Annotated in this window: 18 protein-coding genes; 16 read left to right on the top strand and 2 right to left on the bottom strand. The window is 65.2% G+C overall.

Annotated features, from left to right (window positions below; translation table 11 throughout):
* The 5 genes from AC07Y9_RS22550 to AC07Y9_RS22570 all read left to right on the top strand — a co-directional run.
* Positions 1-6,367 (top strand): Ig-like domain-containing protein (locus tag AC07Y9_RS22550; protein ID WP_256581619.1); only part of this gene is annotated, 6,367 nt, incomplete at its 5' end.
* 43 nt (positions 6,368-6,410) lie between these two features.
* Entirely contained in the window at positions 6,411-7,925 is a 1,515-nt protein-coding gene (locus AC07Y9_RS22555; RefSeq protein WP_053259186.1) for a TolC family protein, read from the top strand.
* Positions 7,909-8,511, top strand: coding sequence for an adenylyl-sulfate kinase (cysC, locus tag AC07Y9_RS22560; protein ID WP_102680801.1), 603 nt, complete (start codon positions 7,909-7,911; stop codon positions 8,509-8,511). Before AC07Y9_RS22555 ends, cysC begins: the two co-directional genes overlap by 17 nt.
* Complete coding sequence (locus AC07Y9_RS22565) at positions 8,508-9,299, top strand: aspartyl/asparaginyl beta-hydroxylase domain-containing protein (protein ID WP_102680802.1); 792 nt, start codon at positions 8,508-8,510, stop codon at positions 9,297-9,299. The genes cysC and AC07Y9_RS22565 overlap by 4 nt, the downstream gene beginning before the upstream one ends.
* Positions 9,287-10,291 (top strand): sulfotransferase family protein, encoded by a 1,005-nt coding sequence (locus AC07Y9_RS22570; protein WP_102680803.1) that lies wholly within the window; start codon positions 9,287-9,289, stop codon positions 10,289-10,291. The genes AC07Y9_RS22565 and AC07Y9_RS22570 overlap by 13 nt, the downstream gene beginning before the upstream one ends.
* Here the strand turns inward: AC07Y9_RS22570 and AC07Y9_RS22575 are convergent.
* Together AC07Y9_RS22575 and AC07Y9_RS22580 are read right to left on the bottom strand one after the other, a co-directional pair.
* Complete coding sequence (locus tag AC07Y9_RS22575; RefSeq protein ID WP_007932057.1) at positions 10,257-11,015, bottom strand: slipin family protein; 759 nt, start codon at positions 11,013-11,015, stop codon at positions 10,257-10,259. The two genes, AC07Y9_RS22570 and AC07Y9_RS22575, sit on opposite strands and share 35 nt — an antisense overlap.
* A gap of 1 nt (position 11,016) precedes the next feature.
* Positions 11,017-12,402 (bottom strand): NfeD family protein, encoded by a 1,386-nt coding sequence (locus tag AC07Y9_RS22580; protein WP_102680804.1) that lies wholly within the window; start codon positions 12,400-12,402, stop codon positions 11,017-11,019.
* A 223-nt stretch (positions 12,403-12,625) separates the two neighbouring features.
* Here AC07Y9_RS22580 and AC07Y9_RS22585 point away from each other — a divergent pair, with 223 nt between their 5' ends.
* The 11 genes from AC07Y9_RS22585 to AC07Y9_RS22635 all read left to right on the top strand — a co-directional run bounded on the left by AC07Y9_RS22585 (position 12,626) and on the right by AC07Y9_RS22635 (position 21,788).
* Positions 12,626-13,087 carry an aminoacyl-tRNA deacylase gene (locus tag AC07Y9_RS22585; RefSeq protein WP_062824058.1) on the top strand — a complete coding sequence of 154 codons (462 nt, stop codon included), beginning with the start codon at positions 12,626-12,628 and terminating at the stop codon, positions 13,085-13,087.
* A gap of 137 nt (positions 13,088-13,224) precedes the next feature.
* Positions 13,225-13,470: a DUF2789 domain-containing protein gene (locus tag AC07Y9_RS22590; RefSeq protein WP_009041599.1), complete on the top strand. Its 246-nt coding sequence runs from the start codon at positions 13,225-13,227 to the stop codon at positions 13,468-13,470.
* 62 nt (positions 13,471-13,532) lie between these two features.
* Positions 13,533-13,778: a type II toxin-antitoxin system prevent-host-death family antitoxin gene (locus AC07Y9_RS22595; RefSeq protein ID WP_023969916.1), complete on the top strand. Its 246-nt coding sequence runs from the start codon at positions 13,533-13,535 to the stop codon at positions 13,776-13,778.
* Positions 13,768-14,049 carry a type II toxin-antitoxin system RelE family toxin gene (locus tag AC07Y9_RS22600; protein WP_009041601.1) on the top strand — a complete coding sequence of 94 codons (282 nt, stop codon included), beginning with the start codon at positions 13,768-13,770 and terminating at the stop codon, positions 14,047-14,049. The genes AC07Y9_RS22595 and AC07Y9_RS22600 overlap by 11 nt, the downstream gene beginning before the upstream one ends.
* A 131-nt stretch (positions 14,050-14,180) precedes the next feature.
* Positions 14,181-14,609: a MarR family winged helix-turn-helix transcriptional regulator gene (locus tag AC07Y9_RS22605; protein WP_053259193.1), complete on the top strand. Its 429-nt coding sequence runs from the start codon at positions 14,181-14,183 to the stop codon at positions 14,607-14,609.
* Positions 14,606-16,690 carry an FUSC family protein gene (locus AC07Y9_RS22610; protein ID WP_087092318.1) on the top strand — a complete coding sequence of 695 codons (2,085 nt, stop codon included), beginning with the start codon at positions 14,606-14,608 and terminating at the stop codon, positions 16,688-16,690. The genes AC07Y9_RS22605 and AC07Y9_RS22610 overlap by 4 nt, the downstream gene beginning before the upstream one ends.
* The gene (locus AC07Y9_RS22615) at positions 16,687-16,896 is read left to right on the top strand and encodes a DUF1656 domain-containing protein (RefSeq protein ID WP_007932080.1); all 210 of its coding nucleotides are present in this window, start codon (positions 16,687-16,689) and stop codon (positions 16,894-16,896) included. Before AC07Y9_RS22610 ends, AC07Y9_RS22615 begins: the two co-directional genes overlap by 4 nt.
* On the top strand, positions 16,893-17,789 hold the full coding sequence (locus tag AC07Y9_RS22620; protein WP_087092319.1) for an efflux RND transporter periplasmic adaptor subunit: 897 nt from the start codon (positions 16,893-16,895) through the stop codon (positions 17,787-17,789). The genes AC07Y9_RS22615 and AC07Y9_RS22620 overlap by 4 nt, the downstream gene beginning before the upstream one ends.
* Positions 17,786-19,237, top strand: coding sequence for an efflux transporter outer membrane subunit (locus tag AC07Y9_RS22625; RefSeq protein WP_102680805.1), 1,452 nt, complete (start codon positions 17,786-17,788; stop codon positions 19,235-19,237). Before AC07Y9_RS22620 ends, AC07Y9_RS22625 begins: the two co-directional genes overlap by 4 nt.
* A gap of 92 nt (positions 19,238-19,329) precedes the next feature.
* Positions 19,330-19,974, top strand: a complete 645-nt coding sequence (locus AC07Y9_RS22630) for an NADH:ubiquinone oxidoreductase subunit N (protein WP_037004411.1) — start codon at positions 19,330-19,332, stop codon at positions 19,972-19,974.
* 305 nt (positions 19,975-20,279) lie between these two features.
* Entirely contained in the window at positions 20,280-21,788 is a 1,509-nt protein-coding gene (locus AC07Y9_RS22635) for a YdgA family protein (protein WP_102680806.1), read from the top strand.
* The last annotated feature ends 163 nt before the right edge of the window (positions 21,789-21,951 follow it).

The raw sequence follows: 21,951 nt of genomic DNA on the forward strand, positions 1-21,951 counted from the left end.
GGGTGGCGGCCACGGCGGTTCCGCCGGCCCCGGCACCGGCACACTGGGCGGCCAGGCAGGCAGCGGTGGCGTGGGCGGTTATGGCGGTGGCTACGACGCCACCCACATGGGCGGTCGCGGCGGTACCAGCACCGGCGGCGCCGGCGGCGTGGGCGTGTCTTATTACAGCAACGGCGGTAACGGCGCCACGGCCACCAACGGCACGATTTCCATCGGCGGTGGCGGCGGCGGCGCGGGTTGGGACAAGGTCGGCGGTGCGGGCGGCAATGCCGCCGGCGGGATCTACAACGCCTCCAGCGGCACCCTCACGGTGATCGGCACCTCGACCATCAGCAACAACATCGGCGCGGGCGGCGGCGGTGGCGGTGGTGGCGGCCAAGGCAGCAACGCCAGCAATGGCGGGATTGGCGGCCGCGGCGTCGGCGCGGTCTGGAACAAGGGCACCTTCCTGATCACCGCGGCCAACTTCGCCGCGCTGAGCGGTAACGCGGCGGCCAGTGGCGCCGGTGGCGTAGCGCTGGGCGGTGGCAGCACCGGTACTTCGCCGACGTCGGTGGCGACCATCTACAACGACGGCGGCATCCTCAATACCGCCTATGCACCACCGCCCACCGCGACCATAGTGGTGGCGGACAGCGCGCTGAAAATCGGCGAGACCTCGCTGGTGACCATCACCTTCAGCGAGGCGGTGACCGGCTTCACCAACGCCGACCTGACCATCGCCAACGGCACCCTGACCGCGGTGAGCAGCAGCGACGGCGGCATCACCTGGACCGCCACCTTCACCCCGACTTCGAGCATCACCGATACCAGCAACGTCATCACCCTGGATAACACCGGGGTCATCAATGGCCTGGGCACCGCCGGGGTCGGCACCACCGACTCCAATAACTATGCGATCGATACCGTACGGCCGACCGCGACCATAGTGGTGGCGGACAACGCCTTGAGGGTCGGTGAAACCTCGCTGGTGACCATCACCTTCAGCGAAGCGGTGAGCGGCTTCACCAACGCCGACCTGAGCATCGCCAACGGCACCCTGAGCGCGGTGAGCAGCAGCGACGGCGGCATCACCTGGACCGGCACTTTCACCCCGAGCGCCAGCATCACCGATACGACCAACCTGATCACTTTGGACAACACCGGCATCGCCGACCTGGCCGGCAACGCCGGCAGCGGCACCACCGATTCCAACAACTATGCGATCGATACGGTGCGCCCGACCGCGACCATCGTGGTCGCCGACAGCACCCTGACGGCGGGCGAAACTTCCCTGGTGACCATCACCTTCAGCGAAGCGGTGAGCGGCTTCACCAACGCCGACCTGAGCATCGCCAACGGCACCTTGAGCGCGGTGAGCAGCAGCGATGGCGGCATCACCTGGACCGCCACCTTTACCCCGACCGATGGCATCAGCGATAGCAGCAACCTGATCACCCTGAACAACACCGGCATCGCCGACCTGGCCGGCAACACCGGTAGCGGCACCACGGACTCGGGCAACTACGTGATCAACACCGCGCACCCGACGGCGACCATAGTGGTGGCCGACAATGCCTTGAGGATCGGTGAGACTTCGCTGGTGACCATCACCTTCTCCGAGGCGGTGACGGGTTTCACCAACGCCGACCTGACCGTCGCCAACGGCACCCTGAGCGCGGTGAGCAGCAGCGACGGCGGCATTACCTGGACCGCCACCTTCACCCCGAGCGCCAGCATCACCGATGCCACCAACCTGATCACCCTGGACAACACCGGCGTCCAGAACAGCGTGGGCAACCTGGGCCAGGGCAGCACCAACTCCAACAACTACGCGATCGACACGGTGCGGCCGACCGCGACCATCGTCGTTGCCGATACCGCACTGAGAATTGGCGAAACCTCGCTGGTGACCATCACCTTCAGCGAAGCGGTGAGCGGCTTCACCAACGCCGACCTGAGCATTGCCAACGGCACTTTGAGCGCGGTGAGCAGTAGCGATGGCGGCATCACCTGGACCGCGACCTTCACCCCGAGCGCCAGCATCAGCGACACCAGCAACCTGATCACCCTGGACAACACCGGCATCGCCGACCTGTCCGGCAACGCCGGCAGCGGCACCACCGATTCCAACAACTATGCGATCGATACGGTGCGGCCGACCGCGACCATCGTAGTCGCCGACAGTGCTCTCAGCGCCGGTGAAACCTCGCTGGTGACCATCACCTTCAGCGAAGCAGTCAGCGGTTTTACCAACGCCGACCTGAGCATCGCCAACGGCACCTTGAGCGCGGTGAGCAGTAGCGATGGCGGCATCACCTGGACCGCCACCTTCACCCCGACCGTTGGTATCAACGATGCCAGCAACCTGATCACCCTGAACAACACCGGCATTGCCGACCTGGCCGGCAACACCGGCAGCGGCACCACCAACTCCAACAACTACAGCATCGACACCGTCCTGCCGACCGCGACCATAGTGGTGGCGGACAACGCCCTGAAGATCGGTGAAACCTCGCTGGTGACCATCACCTTCAGCGAGGCGGTGACCGGCTTCAGCAACGCCGACCTGACCGTCGCCAACGGCACCCTGAGCGCGGTGAGCAGCAGCGACGGCGGCATTACCTGGACCGCCACCTTCACTCCGAGCACCAGCATCACCGATGCCACCAACCTGATCACCCTGGACAACACCGGCGTCACCAACGCCTCCGGCAACGCCGGTAGCGGCACCACCGACTCCAACAACTACGCCATCGATACCGTGCGCCCGACCGCGACCATCGTAGTCGCCGATACCGCACTGAGAATCGGCGAAACCTCGCTGGTGACCATCACCTTCAGCGAAGCGGTGAGCGGCTTCACCAACGCCGACCTGAGCATTGCCAACGGCACTTTGAGCGCGGTGAGCAGTAGCGATGGCGGCATCACCTGGACCGCGACCTTCACTCCGAGCGCCAGCATCAGCGACACCAGCAACCTGATCACCCTGGATAACACCGGCATCGCCGACTTGGCCGGCAACGCCGGTAGCGGCAGCACCGATTCCAATAACTACGCCATCGATACGGTGCGGCCGACCGCGACCATTGTGGTCGCCGACAGTACTCTCAGCGCCGGTGAAACCTCGCTGGTGACCATCACCTTCAGCGAAGCAGTCAGCGGCTTCACCAACGCCGACCTGACCGTCGCCAACGGCACCTTGAGCGCGGTGAGCAGTAGCGATGGCGGTATCACCTGGACCGCCACCTTCACCCCGACCGTTGGTATCAACGATGCCAGCAACCTGATCACCCTGAACAACACCGGCATTGCCGACCTGGCCGGCAACACCGGCAGCGGCACCACCAACTCCAACAACTACAGCATCGACACCGTCCTGCCGACCGCGACCATAGTGGTGGCGGACAACGCCCTGAAGATCGGTGAAACCTCGCTGGTGACCATCACCTTCAGCGAGGCAGTGAGCGGCTTCAGCAACGCCGACCTGACCGTCGCCAACGGCACTTTGAGCGCGGTCAGCAGCAGCGACGGTGGCATCACCTGGACTGCCACCTTCACCCCGACGTCGAGCATCACTGACACCAGCAACGTCATCACCCTGGATAACAGCGGGGTGACCAACGCCTCGGGCAACGCCGGCACCGGCACCACCGATTCCAACAACTACGCGATCGACACCGTCCGCCCGACGGCGACCATCGTGGTCGCCGACAGCGCCCTGGGCGTGGGCCAGACCAGTACCGTGACCATCACCTTCAGCGAGGCGGTGACCGGCTTCACCCTGGCTGACCTGACCGTGGCCAACGGTTCGCTGAGCGGCTTGGGCACCAGCGATAACATCACCTACACGGCGACCCTCACCCCGACTGCCAGTATCAGCGACAGCAGCAACCTGATTACCCTGGATAACACCGGCATTACGGATGGGGCGGGCAACGCCGGCAGTGGCACCACCGACTCCAACAACTACGCCATCGACAGCCTGCGTCCGAACGCCACCATCGTCCTCTCCGACTCGACCCTCAAGGCTGGCGAAACCTCGGTGGTGACCATCACCTTCAGTGAAGCGGTGAGCGGTTTCGACAACAGCGACCTGACAGTGGCCAACGGTACCCTGAGCGCAGTGAGCAGCAGCAACGGCGGTATCACCTGGACCGCCACCTTCACCCCGACGGCGGGCATCACCGACCTGAGCAACCTGATCACCCTGAACAACACCGGTTTCACCGACGTGGCCGGCAACAGCGGTACCGGGACCACCAGCTCAGCCAACTACAGCATCGAAACCGTAGTGCCGACGGCCACCCTCGTGATCGCCGACACGGCCCTGAAGGCTGGCGAAACCTCGCTGGTGACCATCACCTTCAGTGAGGCGGTCAGTGGTTTCGACAACAGCGACCTGACGGTGGCCAACGGTACCTTGAGCGCGGTGAGCAGCAGCGATGGCGGGGTCACCTGGACCGCTACCTTCACGCCGACTGTGGGTATCGGCGATACCAGCAACGTCATCACCCTGAACAACAGCGGCGTGATCAATGTCTCGGGTAATACGGGCAGCGGCACCACCGATTCGAACAACTATGTCATCGACACGGCTCGCCCAACGGCGACCATAGTGGTGGCCAACCCGATCCTGCCGATTGGCGAAACCAGCCTGGTGACCATCACCTTCAGCGAGGCGGTCAGCGGTTTCGACAACAGTGACCTGACGGTGAGCAACGGCACCCTGAGCGCGGTCAGCAGCAGCGACGGCGGCATCACCTGGACCGCGACCTTCACCCCGAACGTCAACGTCAGCGATGCGACCAACCTGATCAGCCTCAACAACAGCGGGGTCAGTGACGCGGCGGGCAATGCCGGCAGCGGCAGCACCGACTCGAACAATTTCATCATCGACACCGGGCGGCCGACCGCCACCATCGTGCTGGCCGACACGGCCCTGAAAGCGGGCGAAACCACCACGGTCACCATCACCTTCAGCGAGGCGATCAGCGGCTTCACCAATTCGGACCTGACAGTGGCCAACGGTACCCTGGGGGCCCTGAGCAGCAGCGATGGCGGGGTGACCTGGACTGCCACCTTTACCCCGGCCATCAACATCAGCGACAGCAGCAATCAGATCACCCTGAACAATGCCGGAGTGATAGACGCCGTCGGCAACGCCGGCAGCGGCACCACCGACTCGGCCAACTACGTCATCGACACCGTGCGCCCCACCGCTACCGTGGTGGTCGCCAACCCGATGCTGGCCGTGGGCGACACGTCCCTGGTGACCATCACCTTCAGCAAGGCGGTGAGCGGCTTCGACAACAGCGACCTGACGGTGGCCAACGGTACCTTGAGCGCGCTGAGCAGCAGCGATGGCGGCATCACCTGGACCGCGACCTTTACCCCGAACACCAACCTCAGCGATACGAGCAACCTGATCACCCTGAACAACAGCGGGGTCAGCGACGCCTCGGGCAATACCGGGCTGGGCAGCACGGATTCGAACAATTACCTGATCGATACCCAGCGGCCGACCGCGACCATCGTGGTCGCCAACAGCAGCCTCGGCGTGGGCCAGACCAGCAGCGTGACCATCACCTTCAGCGAAGCGGTGAGCGGTTTCACCAACTCGGACCTGACGGTGGCCAACGGCACCCTGAGCGCCCTGGGCAGCAGCGACGGCGGCCGGACCTGGACCGCGACCCTGACGCCAACCGCCAATATCAGCGACACCAGCAACCTGATCACCCTGAACAACAGCGGGGTGAGCGACTCCTTCGGCAATACCGGCGCTGGCAGCACCGACTCCAACAACTACGCGATCAACACCGTGCCGGCGGCCAACCCACCCACGCAGCTGCCGGTGGGCGATCCGGAATTCCGTTCGAGCGACCCGGTGGTTCCGCCGCTGCCGCCTTATGTGCCGTTGCAACCCACGGTCACCACGCCACCCATTGGCGACCTGGGCTCGCCACTGGCCTTCGCGCCGCTGTTCGAGCAGCGGGTGCTGGGCGATGGCATCCGGCCGCTGGGGGATATTTTCATCAATCGCGGGGCCCTGGCGCCGAGTTTCATTGCCCAGGTGTTCGGTAGCAGCGATGCCGGGGGCGATGGCAATGGCCATGGCTTCCTCGGCTTCGGTGGCGGCGATGGCGGGGTGTTCAGCCAAAGCACGCTGTCGCTGCTGTTCGACCAGGACTCCGCCGAGGATGGCGGTTCGCTGAAGTCTTTCGGCGACAAGGCCAAGACTGGCGATCTTTCCCAGGGCGGGCGCGGGGTGTTCGGGGCACCGTCGCTGACCCAGCAATTGCAAGTGATGCAAGACACAGAACAACGGCCGATCCGCGATCTGGCCAAGGCATTCGAACAGGCCGGCGTCAGCGCAATGCAGGCCTGAAACACTACATAAATACGATGCGGCACCCAGGGGCGAGACAAGGATGAATAAAAGTCAGAAGTTGTTCGGGGTCAGCTTGTTGGCGCTGATGGTCAGCGGTTGTGCCGTCAGCAGTAAACCGATCGAACGCAGTGCCAGTGAGCAGCGCGCCAGGAGCGACCTGCAGAGCATGTACAAGGACCAGGAGCCGCTGAGCGGCCCGCTGACCCTGCACCAGGCCATGGCCCGGGCGGTGAAGTACAACCTCGAAGGCCGCTTGAAAATCATGGAAGAGGCCCTGGCCAAGCGCCAGCTGGACCTCGCCAGTTTCGACATGCTGCCGCGCATGGCCCTCTCCGCCGGCTATGTGGGGCGCAACAACGTCAGCGCCTCCAGCAGCCAGAGCGTGGAGACCGGCACCCAGTCCCTGGAACCTTCGACCTCCCAGGACCGGGACCGCAGGGTGGCCGACCTGACCATGGTCTGGAACGTCCTGGACTTCGGCGTCAGCTACATCAACGCCAAGCAGCAGGGCGACCAGCGACTGATCGTCCAGGAGCGTCGGCGCAAGGTGATCAACACCATCGTCCAGGACGTGCGCTCGGCCTATTGGCGGGCGGTGGCGGCCGAACGCCTGCTCAAGCAGATCGACAGCCTCATGGGCCGGGTCGAGCAGGCCCGCAGCAACAGCCAGAGCATGAGCCAGCAACGCATCGGCGACCCGGTGCAGGCCCTGGCCTACCAGCGCTCGCTGATCGAGGCCACGCGCCAGCTCGAGGAGCAGCGCCGGGCGTTGTCCCTGGCCAAGACCGAGCTGGCGACCCTGATCAACCTGCCGATGACCACCCACCTGACCCTGGCGACCAGCGACGATTACCCGGTGCCGGAACTCAAGGTCGATATGGCCCGCCTCGAGCACGAGGCCCTGACCAGCCGCCCGGAACTGCGCGAGCAGGATTACCAGAGCCGCATCAGCGCCGCGGAGACCCGCAAGGCCATGCTGCGCCTGCTGCCGGGCCTGGAGTTCTCCGCCGGCGGGCATTACGACAGCAACTCGTTCCTGGTCAACGACAAGTGGGCCGACTACGGGGTGAAGGTCACCTGGAACCTGTTCAATGTGCTCTCCGCGCCGGCGGCCATCGACACCGCCAAGGCCGGTGAAGACGTCGCCGCGGCCCGTCGCCAGGCCATGTCGATTGCCGTGTTGGCCCAGGTCTACGTGGCCAACGCCAACTACCGCGACGCCTTGCGCCAGTTCAAGACCAGCCAGGAGCTGGCGGACATCGACGGGCAGATCGTTGGCCAGCTGCGCAACCGCTACCAGGCCAACGGCATCGGCGAACTGGACCTGATCCAGGGCGAGCTGAACACCTTGCAGGCGGACCTGCGGCGCGACCTGGCCTATGCCGACCTGCGCAACGCCTACGGGCAAATCTTCGCCAGCGCCGGCCTCGACCCGCTGCCCGACGAGGTGCAATCGACCCAGGTGCAGTCCATCGCCACGGCGCTGGCCAGCCGCGAGGCCGACTGGGCGGCGGGCAACATCAGCACGCCGGTGGCCCATGCCCAAAGACAATAACCTGCAGGCCCCCCAGGCCAGCGTCAGCCGGGCCCAGCGCGAGGCGCGCAATGGCCATCGCGGTGTGGCGATCCTGTTGACCGGCCTGCCGGCGGCGGGCAAGTCGACCCTGGCCCAGGCGCTGCAAGCCGGGCTGTTCCAGCACGGTCGGCAGAGCCTGGTGCTGGACGGCGATGCCTTGCGCGGCGGCCTGAACCGCGACCTGGGGTTCACCGAGGCCGACCGCCGGGAAAATATCCGTCGCGCCAGCGAGCTGGCGGCCCTGCTGGTGGACAACGGGCAGATTGTGATCCTGGCGATGATCGCCCCGCTGATCGAGCAGCGTGAGCTGTTCGCCCGGCGCCTGGGCGAGGACTACCTGGAAGTCTGGTGCAGCGCCTCGCTGGCGGTCTGCGAGCAGCGCGATCCCAAGGGTCATTACGCCCGCGCCCGCAGCGGCGAGTTGCCGGAGTTCACCGGTATCTCGGCGCCCTACGAGCCGCCACGGGCGGCGCTGGAACTGGATACCGGCGCGCAGTCGGTCGAGGACTGCCTGGGGCAATTGCTCGGCTGGCTGGTCGAGCGCCAGGTGCTGCCGGCCTCATGAGCCGTCCGGCGTTCGCCCGCCTGCCCGTCAGCGTGGACCTGTCGCGGCTGTTGCGCGCCCTGGCGCGAATCGACGCGAGTGCCTGGCAGGGCCACTTCAACGGCGGTTATTACGAAGGCGACTGGAGCGGCGTGGCCTTGATCTCGGCGCTTGACGCGCCCTCCGAGCTGGCGCCGGGCAAGGGCCTGCCGGTGCAGCGCGAGCCCTGGCGGCAGGACCCGGACTGGCAACAGGCATTGCGGCACTTGCCGTTGCGGATCGTCTCGGCGCGCCTGCTGCGGCTGGGGTCGGGGGCGCGCATTCATGAACACCGCGACTACGACCTGGGCGGCCCGGACGCCGACCTGCGCCTGCATATCCCCCTGCTCAGCCCGCCGCGGGTGGATTTCCTGCTCGACGGGCAGCGCATGCCGATGCTGGCGGGAGAGTGCTGGTTTCTCGACCTGTCGCGCCCGCATCGGGTGGATAACTACGACACTCAGGCACGTATTAATCTGGTACTCGACTGTCGCCCCGACCCTTGGCTGGAACAGGCGATTGCCGCCGGAGCGCCGACCACCCCGGCGCCTGGCCTGGGCCGCGCGGCCCTGGACTTCGCGCGGTTTTGCCGGCTGCTTGAAGAGGACACCGCGCTGTGCCAGGCCTTGCAGGCGCCGACCGACAGCGAAGCCTTTATCGAGCGCACCCTGGCCCTGGCGGCCGAGCGTGGCCTGGCGTTCACCCGCGAAGACCTGCGTTCGGCCATGCGCCAGGGACGGCGTCTGTGGAATGAACAATGGATGGCCTGAACCTGCACGGCTGGTTGCCGATCCGCCTCTGGCAGCCGGGTGACGAATGGCGGGTCGACTGGTGCTGGTTCGGCGACAGGCCGCTGTCGCAGCCGTTTTTCCGCGAGGCGGTCGAAGAGGCCCTGCGCCTGCCGTTCAATCAGGCGTTCCGCCGCCAGACGCCTTTGTCTGCCCTGACCGAATGGCGTCAACGCAGCCCGGGCCTGGCTCCCAGCGCCTTTATCTTGCATGCCTCGCGCTGCGGCTCGACCCTGCTCAGCCAGATGCTGGCCTGCCTGGACGACCATGTCGTGGTGTCCGAACCGCCGCCGCTGGATGCCCTGCTGCGCGGCTCGCTGGCGCCACAGGAGCGGGCTGCCGCGCTTGTGGGCTTGCTGTCGGCCTATGGGCAGGTACGCCGTGGTACTGAGCAGCGGTTGGTGATCAAGCTCGATGCCTGGAACATCGGCGAGCTGCCGTTGCTGCGCCAGTGCTTCGCCGATACGCCGTGGCTGTTTGTGTATCGCGACCCGCTGGAAATCGCCGTGTCGCATCTGCGCCGGGCTGGCATGCACATGACGCCGGGCCTGATCGGGCCCAGCGCGCTGGACGACGGCGAGCCTTTCCAGGACCGGGAAAGCTGGGTTGCCCGGCGCCTGGGGCGCTTGTTGCAGCTGGGGTTGGAACACTGCCGCGAACACCATGGCCTGGCACTGAACTACAGCCAGCTGCCTGCCGCCATGGACGGCCACCTGGGCGATTTTCTCGGCCTGGGTGCCGAGCAACGCAGAGCGGCCTTCGCCCGTATCGGCCAGCATGCCAAGCAGCCGGCGCAGGCCTTTGTCGATGATCGCCAGGGCAAGCAGCAACAGGCTTCAGCGCGGCTGCGGGAACAGCTGGAGCAATGGGCGCAGGCGCCTTACGCGGCGCTGGAACAGTGGCGCAGCAGGGCGGCCAGCGCAGTCCCGCAAACGCGTCTCAGCTCTTCGGCGACAAGTCCGCCATGCCCTTGAGGAATTCGATGGGCAGCGGGAAAACGATGGTCGAGCTCTTGTCGCCGGCAATCGCGCCCAGGGTCTGCATGTAGCGCAGTTGCATGGCGCCGGGCTGGCGGCCGAGCATTTCGGCGGCCTGCATGAGTTTCTCCGAGGCCTGCAATTCGCCTTCGGCGTGGATCACCTTGGCCCGGCGTTCCCGCTCGGCTTCGGCCTGCTTGGCGATGGCGCGGATCATCGATTCGTTGAGGTCGACATGCTTGATCTCGACGTTCGCCACCTTGATGCCCCAGGCATCGGTCTGGGCGTCCAGCACCTGCTGGATATCGGCGTTCAGGCGTTCGCGCTCGGCCAGCAGTTCGTCCAGCTCGTGCTTGCCCAGCACCGCGCGCAGGGTGGTCTGGGCCAGTTGGCTGGTGGCCATGAGGAAATCCTCGACCTGGATGATCGCCTTCTGTGAGTCCAGCACGCGGAAATACAGCACGGCGTTGACCTTGACCGAGACGTTGTCGCGGGTGATCACATCCTGCGGCGGCACGTCGAGCACCACGGTGCGCAGGTCGACGCGGACCATCTGCTGGACGACCGGAATCAGCAGGACCAGCCCCGGCCCCTTGACCCTCCAGAAGCGCCCGAGCTGGAACACCACCCCGCGCTCGTATTCGCGCAGGATGCGAAACGTCGAGACCGCCAGCGCCAACAGCAGCGCCAGCAGCGCGCCAAAACCCAATTCCAGACCCATTTCATCCTCCTCGCGACGTGGCCTCGGCCGTTGTCACTTCCAGAAGCAGCCCCTTGCGCGCCACCACCCGTACCTGTTGTCCGGTTTGCAGCGGCGTTGCGCTCAGGACCTGCCAGTGTTCGCCCTGCAACAGCACCCAGCCGTTGTAAGGGTTGCCCGCTTGCACCGCGGTGATCGCCGTGACACTGCCCACCAGCCCCGCGTCGCCGGCCACCTGCTGGCGCTGTCGCGCGCGCAGCGCCATGCTCGCCAGCGTCGCCAGGAGCAGCGCGCTGACCACTGCCAGGCCGACGATGAGCGGCAGGGGAATGCCATAGCCCGGGACATCGGTGTCCATCAGGATCACCGCGCCGACGACAAAGGAAACGATTCCGCCGAAACCGATGACGCCGAAGGTCGGTAGAAAGGCTTCGGCGACCATGAAGGCGATGCCCAGCAGGATCAGGGCCACGCCGGCGTAGTTCACCGGCAGCAGTTGCAAGGCGTACAAACCGAGCAGCAGGCAGATGCCGCCGAGTACGCCGGGCACCGCGGTGCCCGGGTTGACGAACTCGAAGAACAGCCCGTAGATGCCGATCATCATCAGGATCAGCGCCACGCTGGGGTGGGTGATCACCGACAGCAGCTGGGTGCGCCAGTCCGGGTCGTGATGGATCACCGCCGCCCCCAGGGTATGCAGCTGCACCGCCTGGCCGGCGGCGATGAGGAACTTGCCGTCGAGTTGCCTGAGCAGGCCGTTCAGGTCATCGGCGACATAGTCGACCACCTTCAGCTTCAAGGCTTCCTGGGCCGGCAGGCTGACGGCCTCGCGCACGGCCTGTTCCGCCCATTCGGCGTTGCGTCCGCGCAATTGCGCCAGGCCACGGATATAGGCCGCGGCGTCGTTGATCTGTTTGTGGCTGAGGGTGTCGGTGTCCGGTTCCGGGTTCTTGTCCGAGCGTGGCGCGGCGGGCGGGTTGCCGCCCGGGTCGGGCTGCCCCGGCATGCCGACCCGCACCGGGGTGGCGGCCCCGAGGTTGGTGCCCGGGGCCATGGCGGCGATGTGGCTGGCATACAGGATGTAGGTGCCGGCGCTGGCGGCGCGGGCGCCGCCGGGGGCGACGAAACTGGCCACCGGCACCGGGCTGGCGAGGATCGCCTTGATGATCGAGCGCATCGAGGTGTCGAGGCCGCCCGGGGTGTCGATGCCCAGCACCACCAGTTGGGCGTGCTCGTCGGCGGCCTTGTCCAGGCCGCGCACCACGTAGTCGGCGCTGGCGGGGCTGATCACATCGTTGACGGTGAGCACCACCACTGGCTTCACGGCCTGGGCGTGCCCGGTCGGCAGGCCGATCAGCACACCCAGCAGCAGCCCTTTCAGTGTCGCCCGCCACCCACGCTCGTTCATTCGACCCTCCTGGAGAGTCATGTGCCTCGGTTGCCAGCCGTTCGCTGGCTTTGTCCTTGAGTCTAGTAGAGCGTGGGATTGAGCAAATTTTGAGCAGCCTCTTGCTCGCGTGCCGTTCGGAAGTTCGTCAGTGGGCGAGGGCGGCGCGGCCTAGACTTTGTGAAGGGAGCGACAGTCGTTAACCCATAGTCCTGCAAAGCCGTTCAGGACACCGAGGTGCATCATGCGTATGGCAAGAACCGTGCAACGCAGCCTGGAACAGGCGCATTGCGATTTTGACGTGGTGGCTCATCCACATTCGTCGAGCAGCCTGGAGACCGCCCGGGTGGCGGGAGTTCCCGCCGAGCGCGTGGCCAAGTCGGTGATCCTCGACGACAGTCACGGCCACTACCTGATGGCCGTGCTGCCGGCCAGCCGCCACCTGGATCTGAGCAAGGTGCGCGGCAGCAACGAATGGCAGATCACCCGGGAAAGCACCCTGGCGCATCTGTTCAACGATTGCGAACGCGGCGCGGTACCGGCCCTGGGTGAATCCTATGGGCTGGACGTGGTGATCGATCCGCTGCTGACCCGGCAGAAAGACATCTACCTGGAAGCCGGCAACCACAACAACCTGGTGCATCTGAGCATGGACGAGTACCTGAAAATGGTGCCTCATGCCGAGGTGTGCGAGGTCAGTTACTAGCGCCGTCGGCGTATGTACCCACCTTTCACGAGCAAGCTCGCTCCTGCAAAAATGCTTGTTTTCTGTAGATGCGAGCTTGTTCGCGATCGACTGCGCAGCAGTGGTTCAACCAACACCCAACCCGTTCAGGAGCCCCCATGGAATCCCCATCCCACAGCCTGCCCGCCCTGTTCAAACAACTCGGCCTGCCCGACGACCCCGAGGGCATCGACCGTTTCATCGCCACCCATTCGCCGCTCAAGCCGGAACTGCACCTGGCGGATGCCTTCTTCTGGACCAGCAGCCAGGCGGATTTCCTGCGCAACGAGATCCTCGACGACGCCGACTGGGCGGAAGTGGTGGATCAGCTGGATGTGTTGTTGAGGAAGGGGCGGGGTGTTTGAGGCGCGAATTGATGTTGCCATGCAAATAGACCAGAATTAAGACCAAATTAGAGGTCTTAATCATGCAAAGCGTATTGGCTGATAAAGCTGTCAGCGTGTCTGAACTGAAAAAAAATCCTTCGGCTGTCCTGAACGGCGCACAGGGTGGTCCGGTTGCGGTGCTCAATCACAATCGGGTCATGGGCTATATGGTCCCGGCCGACGTGTTTGAAGCGATGATGGAGCGTCTTGACGATCTTGAACTGGCGGAGATTGTCCGTGCCCGTCGTCACGAGACCCCGGTCCCGGTAAATCTGGATGACTTATAAGCTCCAGTTTCTGCCTTCGGCGCGCAAGGAATGGGACAAGCTCGGTCATACCCTACGCGAGCAATTCAAGAAGAAGCTGGCCGAGCGCCTGGAAATGCCGCGGGTGCCCGCGGACGCCCTTCACGGCATGGCGGACTGCTACAAGATCAAGCTCAAAGCCTCTGGTTATCGCCTGGTTTACCAAGTGATCGAGGATCAGGTCGTGGTTTCGGTGGTGGCCGTGGGTAAACGTGAACGCAGCGCCGTGTATGAGCGGGCACGAAAGCGCTGAGCCGCTTTCAGTCGCTGGTCGCTAAATTGTTTCAAAACTTGACTGGATTTAACCCCCTCATGCACCATTGATAGTTAGCAAACTAACAGTGTGCGAACCTTCTTTTGCCCGACTCTCTCGAATCACTCCAGATGAATATCAGCAGTGGCATGGTGGTCGCCGCCCGGCATTGGCGGCGGATCTGCCAGAGCACGCTGGTCAACTATGGAATCTCCGAAGCCTGCGCCGTGCCCCTGCTGATGATCGGGCGCCTGGGCGAGGGCGTGCGCCAGGTGACGGTGGCGCAGGCGGCGGGGATGGAAAGCCCGTCCCTGGTGCGCCTGCTGGACCAGCTGTGCAGCGCCGGCTACGCCTGCCGTACCGAGGACCCCCACGATCGCCGGGCCAAATGCCTGAGCCTGACCGACACCGGCCGCGAGCTGGTGCAGTCGGTGGAAGCCGAGCTGGTGCGCCTGCGTCGCGAGGTGCTGGAAGGCATCACACCAGCGGACCTTGAGGCGGCGCTGAAGGTGATCCGCGCCTTCGAGTCGGCTGCCCAGCCGCCGGCGGTGCCTTCTTGAGCGGATTCTTTACCGGCGTGCCGCCGGCGCGCGACTGGTTCTACGGCGTGCGCACCTTTGCCGCGTCGATGATCGCGCTGTACATCGCCATGCTCATGCAGATGCCGCGTCCGTACTGGGCGATGGCCACGGTGTACATCGTTTCCAGCCCGTTCGTCGGGCCCACCAGTTCCAAGGCGCTATACCGTGCGATCGGCACCTTGCTCGGCGCCTCGGCGGCGGTGCTGTTCGTGCCGATGTTCGTGCAGAGCCCCTATCTGCTGGTGGTGATCATCGCCCTGTGGACCGGGATCCTGCTGTTCCTCTCCCTGCACCTGCGCACCGCCAACAGCTACGCGCTGATGCTGGCTGGCTACAGCCTGCCGCTGATCGCCCTGCCGGTGGTGGATAACCCGCTGGGGGTGTGGGACGTGGCGGAGGCCCGCACCGAGGAGATCTTCCTCGGCATCGTCTGCGCGGCCGTGATCGGCAGTATGTTCTGGCCACGGCGGCTGGCGCCGGTGTTCGTCGATTCGGCGGGCAAATGGTTCGCCGATGCCTCCACCTACAGCCAGCGCTTTCTCAGCCGCAACGTGCAGCCCGAAGAAGTCAGCGCCTTGCGTGCGTCCATGGTCGCCACCTTCAACAGCCTGGAGCTGATGATCGGCCAGTTGCCCCATGAGGGCGCGCGCCCGCAGACCGTGCGCAATACCAAGGAGCTGCGCGGGCGCATGATCCACCTGCTGCCCGTGGTGGATGCCCTGGACGATGCCCTGTACGCCCTGGAGCGACGCACCCCGGAGCTGGTGGAGCAGTTCGCGCCGCTGCTGGCCCAGGCCGGGCAATGGCTGGAAAGCACCGCCCAGGGCGCCTCGGTTGAGCGCTGGCAGGCCCTGCGTGGCCAGCTCGAAGCGCTGCAACCGGACGCCGAAGCCCTCGACGACCGGCGCCAGCTGCTGTTTTCCAATGCCCTGTACCGCCTTGGCGAGTGGATTGACCTATGGCAGGACTGCCGCAGCCTGCAACACGCCATTCAATGCGAAAGCCAGGACATCTGGCGCGCGGTCTATCGCCACTGGCGCCTGGGCCGCCTGACGCCATTCCTCGACCGTGGGCTGATGCTGTACTCGGTGGCCTCCACCGTCCTGGCGATCATCGTCGCCTCGGTGCTGTGGATTCTCCTGGGCTGGACCGACGGCGGCAGCGCGGTGATCCTCGCGGCGGTGGCCTGCAGCTTCTTCGCCTCGATGGACGACCCGGCGCCGCAGATCTACCGGTTCTTCTTCTGGACCGCGATGTCGGTGCTGTTCGCCAGCCTCTACCTGTTCCTGATCCTGCCCAACCTGCACGATTTCCCGATGCTGGTGCTGGCCTTCGCCGTGCCGTTCATCTGCGTCGGCACCCTCACGGTGCAGCCGCGCTTTTACCTGGGCATGCTGCTGACCATCGTCAACACCTCGTCCTTCATCAGCATCCAGGGCGCCTACGACGCCGACTTCCTGAGCTTCGCCAACTCCAACCTGGCCGGGCCCATGGGCTTGCTGTTCGCCTTTGTCTGGACCCTGGTCGCCCGGCCGTTCGGCTCGGAACTGGCGGCCAAGCGCATGACCCGCTTCAGCTGGCAGGACATCGTCGGCATGACCGAGCCCGCCAACCTGGCCGAACACCGCCATCTGGGGGTGCAGATGCTCGACCGCCTGATGCAGCACCTGCCGCGCCTGGCCATGACCGGCCAGGACACCGGCGGCGCCCTGCGCGAAGTGCGCGTCGGCCTGAACCTGCTGGACCTGCTGGCCTATGCGCCGCGGGCCCAGGGCAACGCGCAGGTGCTGTTGCGCCAGGTGGTGGCCGAGGTCGGCGCCTACTTCAAGGCTTGCCTCAAGGCCGGCGAACGCCTGCCGGCGCCGAGCGGCCTGCTGATGACCCTGGACCGCGCCCGTCGCACCCTGGATGCCCACAGCCAGGACGACCGCGAAACCCGTTTGCACCTGCTGCACGCCCTCAGCGGCCTGCGCCTGGCCCTGCTGCCCGGCGTCGAGTTCGTCGGCGGTGGCGAGCTCGAGGAACCGCTTCCCCATGGTATCGATGGAGCGCCTTTATGATCGGTGACCTGGATATCAGCGGGGTGTTCCTGCCCACGCTGCTGGTGCTGATGGGCCTTACCTATGGCTTGTACCTGGTGGTCCACGGGCTGCTGACGCGCCTGCATTTTTATCGCCTGGTCTGGCACCGGGCTTTGTTCAACGTTGGTCTGTACGCTTTGTTGCTCGGCGCCGTGGACTCACTCAGTCGATACCTGATGACATGAAAAAACCTTTATTGACCATTGGCCGTGTGGTCCTGACGTTGCTGGTGGTGAGCTTCGCGGTCGTGGTGGTCTGGCGCATGGTGATGTACTACATGTTCGCGCCCTGGACCCGGGACGGGCATATCCGCGCCGACATCGTGCAGATCGCCCCGGACGTCTCCGGGCTGATCCAGCAGGTGCAGGTGCGCGACAACCAGCTGGTCAAGCGCGGCCAGGTGCTGTTCAGCATCGACCAGGACCGCTTCAGCCTGGCCCTGCGCCAGGCCAAGGCGTCCCTGGCCGACCGTCAGGAAACCCTGGCCCAGGCCCAGCGCGAGGCCAGGCGTAACCTCGGCCTGGGCAACCTGGTGCCGCGCGAGCAGCTCGAAGAAAGCCAGTCCCGCGTGGCCCGTGCCCAGTCGGCCCTGGCCGAGGCCCAGGTGGCGGTGGACAGCGCCCAGCTGAACCTTGACCGTTCGGTGATCCGCAGCCCGGTGGACGGCTACGTCAACGACCGCGCGCCACGCACCCAGGAATTCGTCACCGCCGGGCGCCCGGTGTTGTCGGTGGTGGACAGCAACTCCTTCCACATCGACGGTTATTTCGAGGAAACCAAGCTCGACGGCATTCATATCGGCCAGGGCGTCGATATCCGCGTGGTCGGCGATCGCGCGCGGCTGCGCGGGCATGTCGAAAGCATCGTCGCCGGCATCGAGGACCGCGACCGCAGCAGCGGCTCCAACCTGCTGCCCAACGTCAACCCGGCCTTCAGCTGGGTGCGCCTGGCCCAGCGGATTCCGGTGCGCATTGCCTTCGACGAGGTGCCGGAAGACTTCCGCATGATCGCCGGGCGCACCGCCACCGTGTCGATCATCGACGATCAGGCGCCAATCCGCTCGGAGCCGGCGCAATGAACAGCGCCCTGCGTGTGGCCACGGCCGGGCTCGGCTTTTTGCTGCTGTCAGCCTGCCAGATGGTCGGCCCGGACTATCACCTGCCGGACGACGCGGCGCTGCATCGCGGCGATTTGCAGGGCGAGTTGGCCGGATCGAGCGACAAGGTGGTCTCGGCGCCGGTCCCGGCGGACTGGTGGCGCTTGTACCAGGACCCGCGCCTGGACCAACTGGTGCAGCAGGCCATGGCCTCCAACACCGACCTGCGGGTCGCGGCGGCCAACCTGGCGCGGGCCCGCGCCCAGGTCGACGAGGCCCAGGCGGCCGGCGGCTGGAGCGGCGGGGTCAAGGCCGGGGTCGAGCGTCTGCAGGAGTCCGGCGAAGCCTTCCTGCTGCCGGAGAAAGTGCCGGTGGCCAACGTCGGCAACCTGTCCGTCAGCACCTCTTATCAGTTCGACCTGTTCGGCACCCTACAGCGCGGCATCGAGGCGGCCCAGGCCAACGCCGATGCCACCCAGGCGGCGGCCGATACCGCGCGCATCACCCTGGTGGCCGACGTGGTGCGGGCTTACACCCAGGTTTGCGCGGCCAATGAAGAGCGCGAGATCGCCGAGCACTCCCTGGACCTGCAGGCCCAGAGCACCGCGCTGATCCAGCGCCTGCGCGACGCCGGGCGTGGCGACGAGACCCAGGTCACCCGTTCCCAGACCCAGTTCAAGTCCCTGCGCGCCGAACTGCCGCGCTATGAAGCGGCGCGCCAGGCCGGCCTGTTCCGCTTGTCGATGCTCCTGGCCAAGCCGCTGAACCAGTTGCCGGCCGGCACCGACAGCTGCGCCGAGCTGCCGCACATTGCGCAATTGTTGCCGGTGGGTGACGGCGCGACCCTGCTCAAGCGTCGCCCTGACGTGCGCCAGGCCGAACGTCGCCTGGCCGCGGCCACCGCCGATATCGGCGTCGCCACTGGCGCGCTGTACCCGGACATCAGCATTGGCGCGACCGTCGGCACCGTGGGCATCGTCGACAACCTCGGCAAACCCTCCACCAACCGCTGGGGCTTCGGCCCGCTGATCAGCTGGACGGTACCGGCCAACGGCGCCCGCGAACGCATTCACCAGGCCGAAGCTGCCAGCCAGGGCGCCCTGGCGCATTTCGACGGGGTGGTGCTCAACGCCATCCGCGAAACCCAGACCGGCCTGGCCCAATACAGTGCCCAGTTGCAGCGTCGCGACGCCCTGGCCGAGGCCGAGCAGTCGGCGCGGCAGGCCGCCGACCAGACCCATCGCTTCTTCCAGGCCGGCCGCGAGTCATTCCTCGCCGACTTGCAGGCGACCCGCACTTATACCGACGTACGGGCCCAACTGGCCGCGGCCAACACCCAGGTGGCGATGAGTCAGATCGACCTGTTCCTGGCCCTGGGCGGTGGCTGGGAAAGCGGACGAACGCAAGCCTCGAACCCCGCCAAACCCTGAGGCCGTTGCTATGCTTTGAACAGTTGGCTGAGCACCTTGCGTCCAGTGCTCGGCCAGCGGTCAGGCACGTGATGGTCATGGGGATTCCAATAATGAAAAACCCTTATGCTCTCGGCTTCTGGTGCGCCATCGTCGCACTGGTGCTGCTTTCTGCGACTTATTTCTACGGTGTCATGCTGGCGCACCAGATCGACAAGGCCATGATCTTTCTCGACAGCGCCAGCGCGCTGATTGCGGTGAGCGCCATTGTCTTCGTGGCCTGGACGTCGTTCCAGACCCAGAAAATCAAGAAAAGGCAGCTGGAGCAGGGCAAGACCCTGGTCGCGATCTGGGACACCAAAGTCGCCCTGCGCCGGGTCGAGACGGTATTCGACCGTTACTTCTGGGGCAGTTATTGGCAGCCGGGGCGAACCTTTCAGGAAGTCATGGGCGAGTTGACCGGCACCCCCCTGGAAAAAAGCCTCGAAGCCCTGAAAAAACAGTGCGTATTACTGGATAAACAGGCCGCTGACGGTCGCCACTGGCTGAACAATGCCCGCGAACTGTCCGATGTCGCCGCCGCCATGGCCCGCGAACGCTATCAACTGGATTTCTGCGACCCGCGTTCGGAAACCCCGGGCGGCGCGGTGATCAACCGCGATTTCGAAGTGCTGGTCTACACCTGGACCGCCCGCCTGAAAAGCTTCGATCACCAGCTCGACGCGCTGGAGGTCGAATACTCCGAACACGCCACGTAGCCATGTAGCCGCTGCTGAGCCCGCGAGGCTGCGACCGGTTGCGCAGCAATCGCAAAACCTGAATCCGCGATCTGCCTGGATAAACGCATTGGCTGGCTTGGCGACTGCTACGCCGTCGATCGCAGGCTGCGCCAGCGGCTACAGGAACCGTCCCGCACATTCACGACTTTTCACATGGAAAGGTTGGGTCGCCTGGCCTGGCCGGTGCTAATCTTCGGCAGTTTTACGCACAGTCGAGCCACAACCCGTGCCGGGTTCAGGGAAGACGACCACACATTTCAACAACGGATCGATCGGGTCAAATAATGAATAAATCAGCAGGCGTACTGTTAGGAATCGTCGTCGCGGTGGGCGCTATCAGTGCCGGCGGCGCCTGGTATACCGGGACCAAGCTGGAAGGGGTGCTGCAAACCTCTATCGCCGACGCCAACAAGGAACTCCAGGCCGCCATGGTCGGTTCCAACGGTACTGCCAGCCTGGAGCTGGTATCGCTGGAGCGCAACCTGTTCAGCAGCACCGCGCGCTACCGCCTCAAGGGCCAGGGCGAGATGTTCGGCGACAGCGCCGAGGGCGTCGAGCTGGTGTTCGTCGACCGCATCGAACACGGCCCGCTGCCGTTCTCGCGCCTGATGACCCTGAAATGGCTGCCGGTCATGGCCACCAGTCACTACGAGCTGGAAAAGAACACCCTGACCGAGAAATGGTTCGCCGCCACCAAGGATGTTTCCCCGCTCAAGGGCGTGGTCAACCTGGGTTACGACCGTTCCGCCACCGGCAACCTGGAGTTGCTGCCGCTGGAGACGGCCCTGGACGACAAGTCGACCCTCAAGTTCTCCGGCCTGAAGCTGGACCTCTCGACCAGCGCCCAAGCGCAGAAGGTCAAGGCCGAAGGCTACATGGACAGCCTCAAGCTCAACAGCGTCGCCGAAGACCAGGCGCCGGTGCAGGTCGAGCTCAACGGCCTGACCCTGGCCAGTAACCTGACCAAGAGTAACTATGGCTTCTACGTCGGAGACAACACCCTGGAGCTGACCAGCACCAAGGCCACGTTCGGCGAGAAACAATCGGTGCTCAGCTTCAAGAATTCGCAGATCAAGAGCGCCACCGACGAGAAGGGCGCCCACCTGGCCGGCCGTGCCGACTACAAGATCGGCGAAGTCGCCCTCAACGGCAAAGCCGTCGGTTCGGCGCAAATGACCTGGAGCATGAAGAACCTCGACATCGCCTCCGGCATGTCGCTGATGCAGGTCTACCAGAACAAGCTGCAACCCTACGAAGACGCCGTCGCCGCGGCCGAAGCCGCCGGGGAGCCAGCGCCCGAGCTGAACCTGAGCGAGGCCGAGCAGGCCCAGGTCAAGGCTGACCTGGACAAGCTGCTGGCCGCCCAGCCGCATATCGCCCTGGAAAACCTCTCGTTCAAGACCACCAATGGCGAAAGCCGCCTGAGCCTGGTGGTGGACCTGAACAAGCCGCAATCCATGGAGCTGCCGCCGGCCGAACTGAGCAAGCAACTGCTCACCCAGCTGGACCTGAACCTGCTGCTGTCCAAGCCGATGATCGCCGACATGGCATCGGTGCAGGCGCAGCTGGACGGCGTGACCGACGCCAAGGCGATCGCCGACCAGGGCAGCATGGCCGCCGACATGGTCAGTGGCATGGCGCTGGGCACCCAGCTGGCCAAGCTGGAAGGCAACGACATCATCTCCAAGCTGCGTTATGCCAACAACGAAGTGGACTTCAACGGCCAGAAAATGACGCCTGAGCAGTTCGTCGGTTTTGTCATGAGCAAACTGGGTCCGGTCACCATCCAGTAAACCGCGCAAAACCCCTCCACGGGGTTTTCAGCCAGAAACGCCCGGCCTCCGTACCACGGAGTCGCCGGGCGTTTTTTTGCCTGTAGCTGGCTGGAGAGTTCCCCCCCAGAGCCTCCTTGAACATGGCTACAGGCCACGTCGTTCGCGGATTCGCGCAGAAACG

Source organism: Pseudomonas sp. GW456-L12 (assembly GCF_059424045.1).

Excerpts from the sequence above, each read along its gene's own strand:
- AC07Y9_RS22555 (WP_053259186.1), top strand. The coding sequence starts at position 6,411 with ATGAATAAAAGTCAGAAGTTGTTCGGGGTCAGCTTGTTGGCGCTGATG.
- cysC (WP_102680801.1), top strand. The coding sequence starts at position 7,909 with ATGCCCAAAGACAATAACCTGCAGGCCCCCCAGGCCAGCGTCAGCCGG.
- AC07Y9_RS22565 (WP_102680802.1), top strand. The coding sequence starts at position 8,508 with ATGAGCCGTCCGGCGTTCGCCCGCCTGCCCGTCAGCGTGGACCTGTCG.
- AC07Y9_RS22570 (WP_102680803.1), top strand. The coding sequence starts at position 9,287 with ATGGATGGCCTGAACCTGCACGGCTGGTTGCCGATCCGCCTCTGGCAG.
- AC07Y9_RS22575 (WP_007932057.1), bottom strand. The coding sequence starts at position 11,015 with ATGGGTCTGGAATTGGGTTTTGGCGCGCTGCTGGCGCTGCTGTTGGCG.
- AC07Y9_RS22580 (WP_102680804.1), bottom strand. The coding sequence starts at position 12,402 with ATGAACGAGCGTGGGTGGCGGGCGACACTGAAAGGGCTGCTGCTGGGT.
- AC07Y9_RS22585 (WP_062824058.1), top strand. The coding sequence starts at position 12,626 with ATGCGTATGGCAAGAACCGTGCAACGCAGCCTGGAACAGGCGCATTGC.
- AC07Y9_RS22590 (WP_009041599.1), top strand. The coding sequence starts at position 13,225 with ATGGAATCCCCATCCCACAGCCTGCCCGCCCTGTTCAAACAACTCGGC.
- AC07Y9_RS22595 (WP_023969916.1), top strand. The coding sequence starts at position 13,533 with ATGCAAAGCGTATTGGCTGATAAAGCTGTCAGCGTGTCTGAACTGAAA.
- AC07Y9_RS22600 (WP_009041601.1), top strand. The coding sequence starts at position 13,768 with ATGACTTATAAGCTCCAGTTTCTGCCTTCGGCGCGCAAGGAATGGGAC.
- AC07Y9_RS22605 (WP_053259193.1), top strand. The coding sequence starts at position 14,181 with ATGAATATCAGCAGTGGCATGGTGGTCGCCGCCCGGCATTGGCGGCGG.
- AC07Y9_RS22615 (WP_007932080.1), top strand. The coding sequence starts at position 16,687 with ATGATCGGTGACCTGGATATCAGCGGGGTGTTCCTGCCCACGCTGCTG.
- AC07Y9_RS22620 (WP_087092319.1), top strand. The coding sequence starts at position 16,893 with ATGAAAAAACCTTTATTGACCATTGGCCGTGTGGTCCTGACGTTGCTG.
- AC07Y9_RS22625 (WP_102680805.1), top strand. The coding sequence starts at position 17,786 with ATGAACAGCGCCCTGCGTGTGGCCACGGCCGGGCTCGGCTTTTTGCTG.
- AC07Y9_RS22630 (WP_037004411.1), top strand. The coding sequence starts at position 19,330 with ATGAAAAACCCTTATGCTCTCGGCTTCTGGTGCGCCATCGTCGCACTG.
- AC07Y9_RS22635 (WP_102680806.1), top strand. The coding sequence starts at position 20,280 with ATGAATAAATCAGCAGGCGTACTGTTAGGAATCGTCGTCGCGGTGGGC.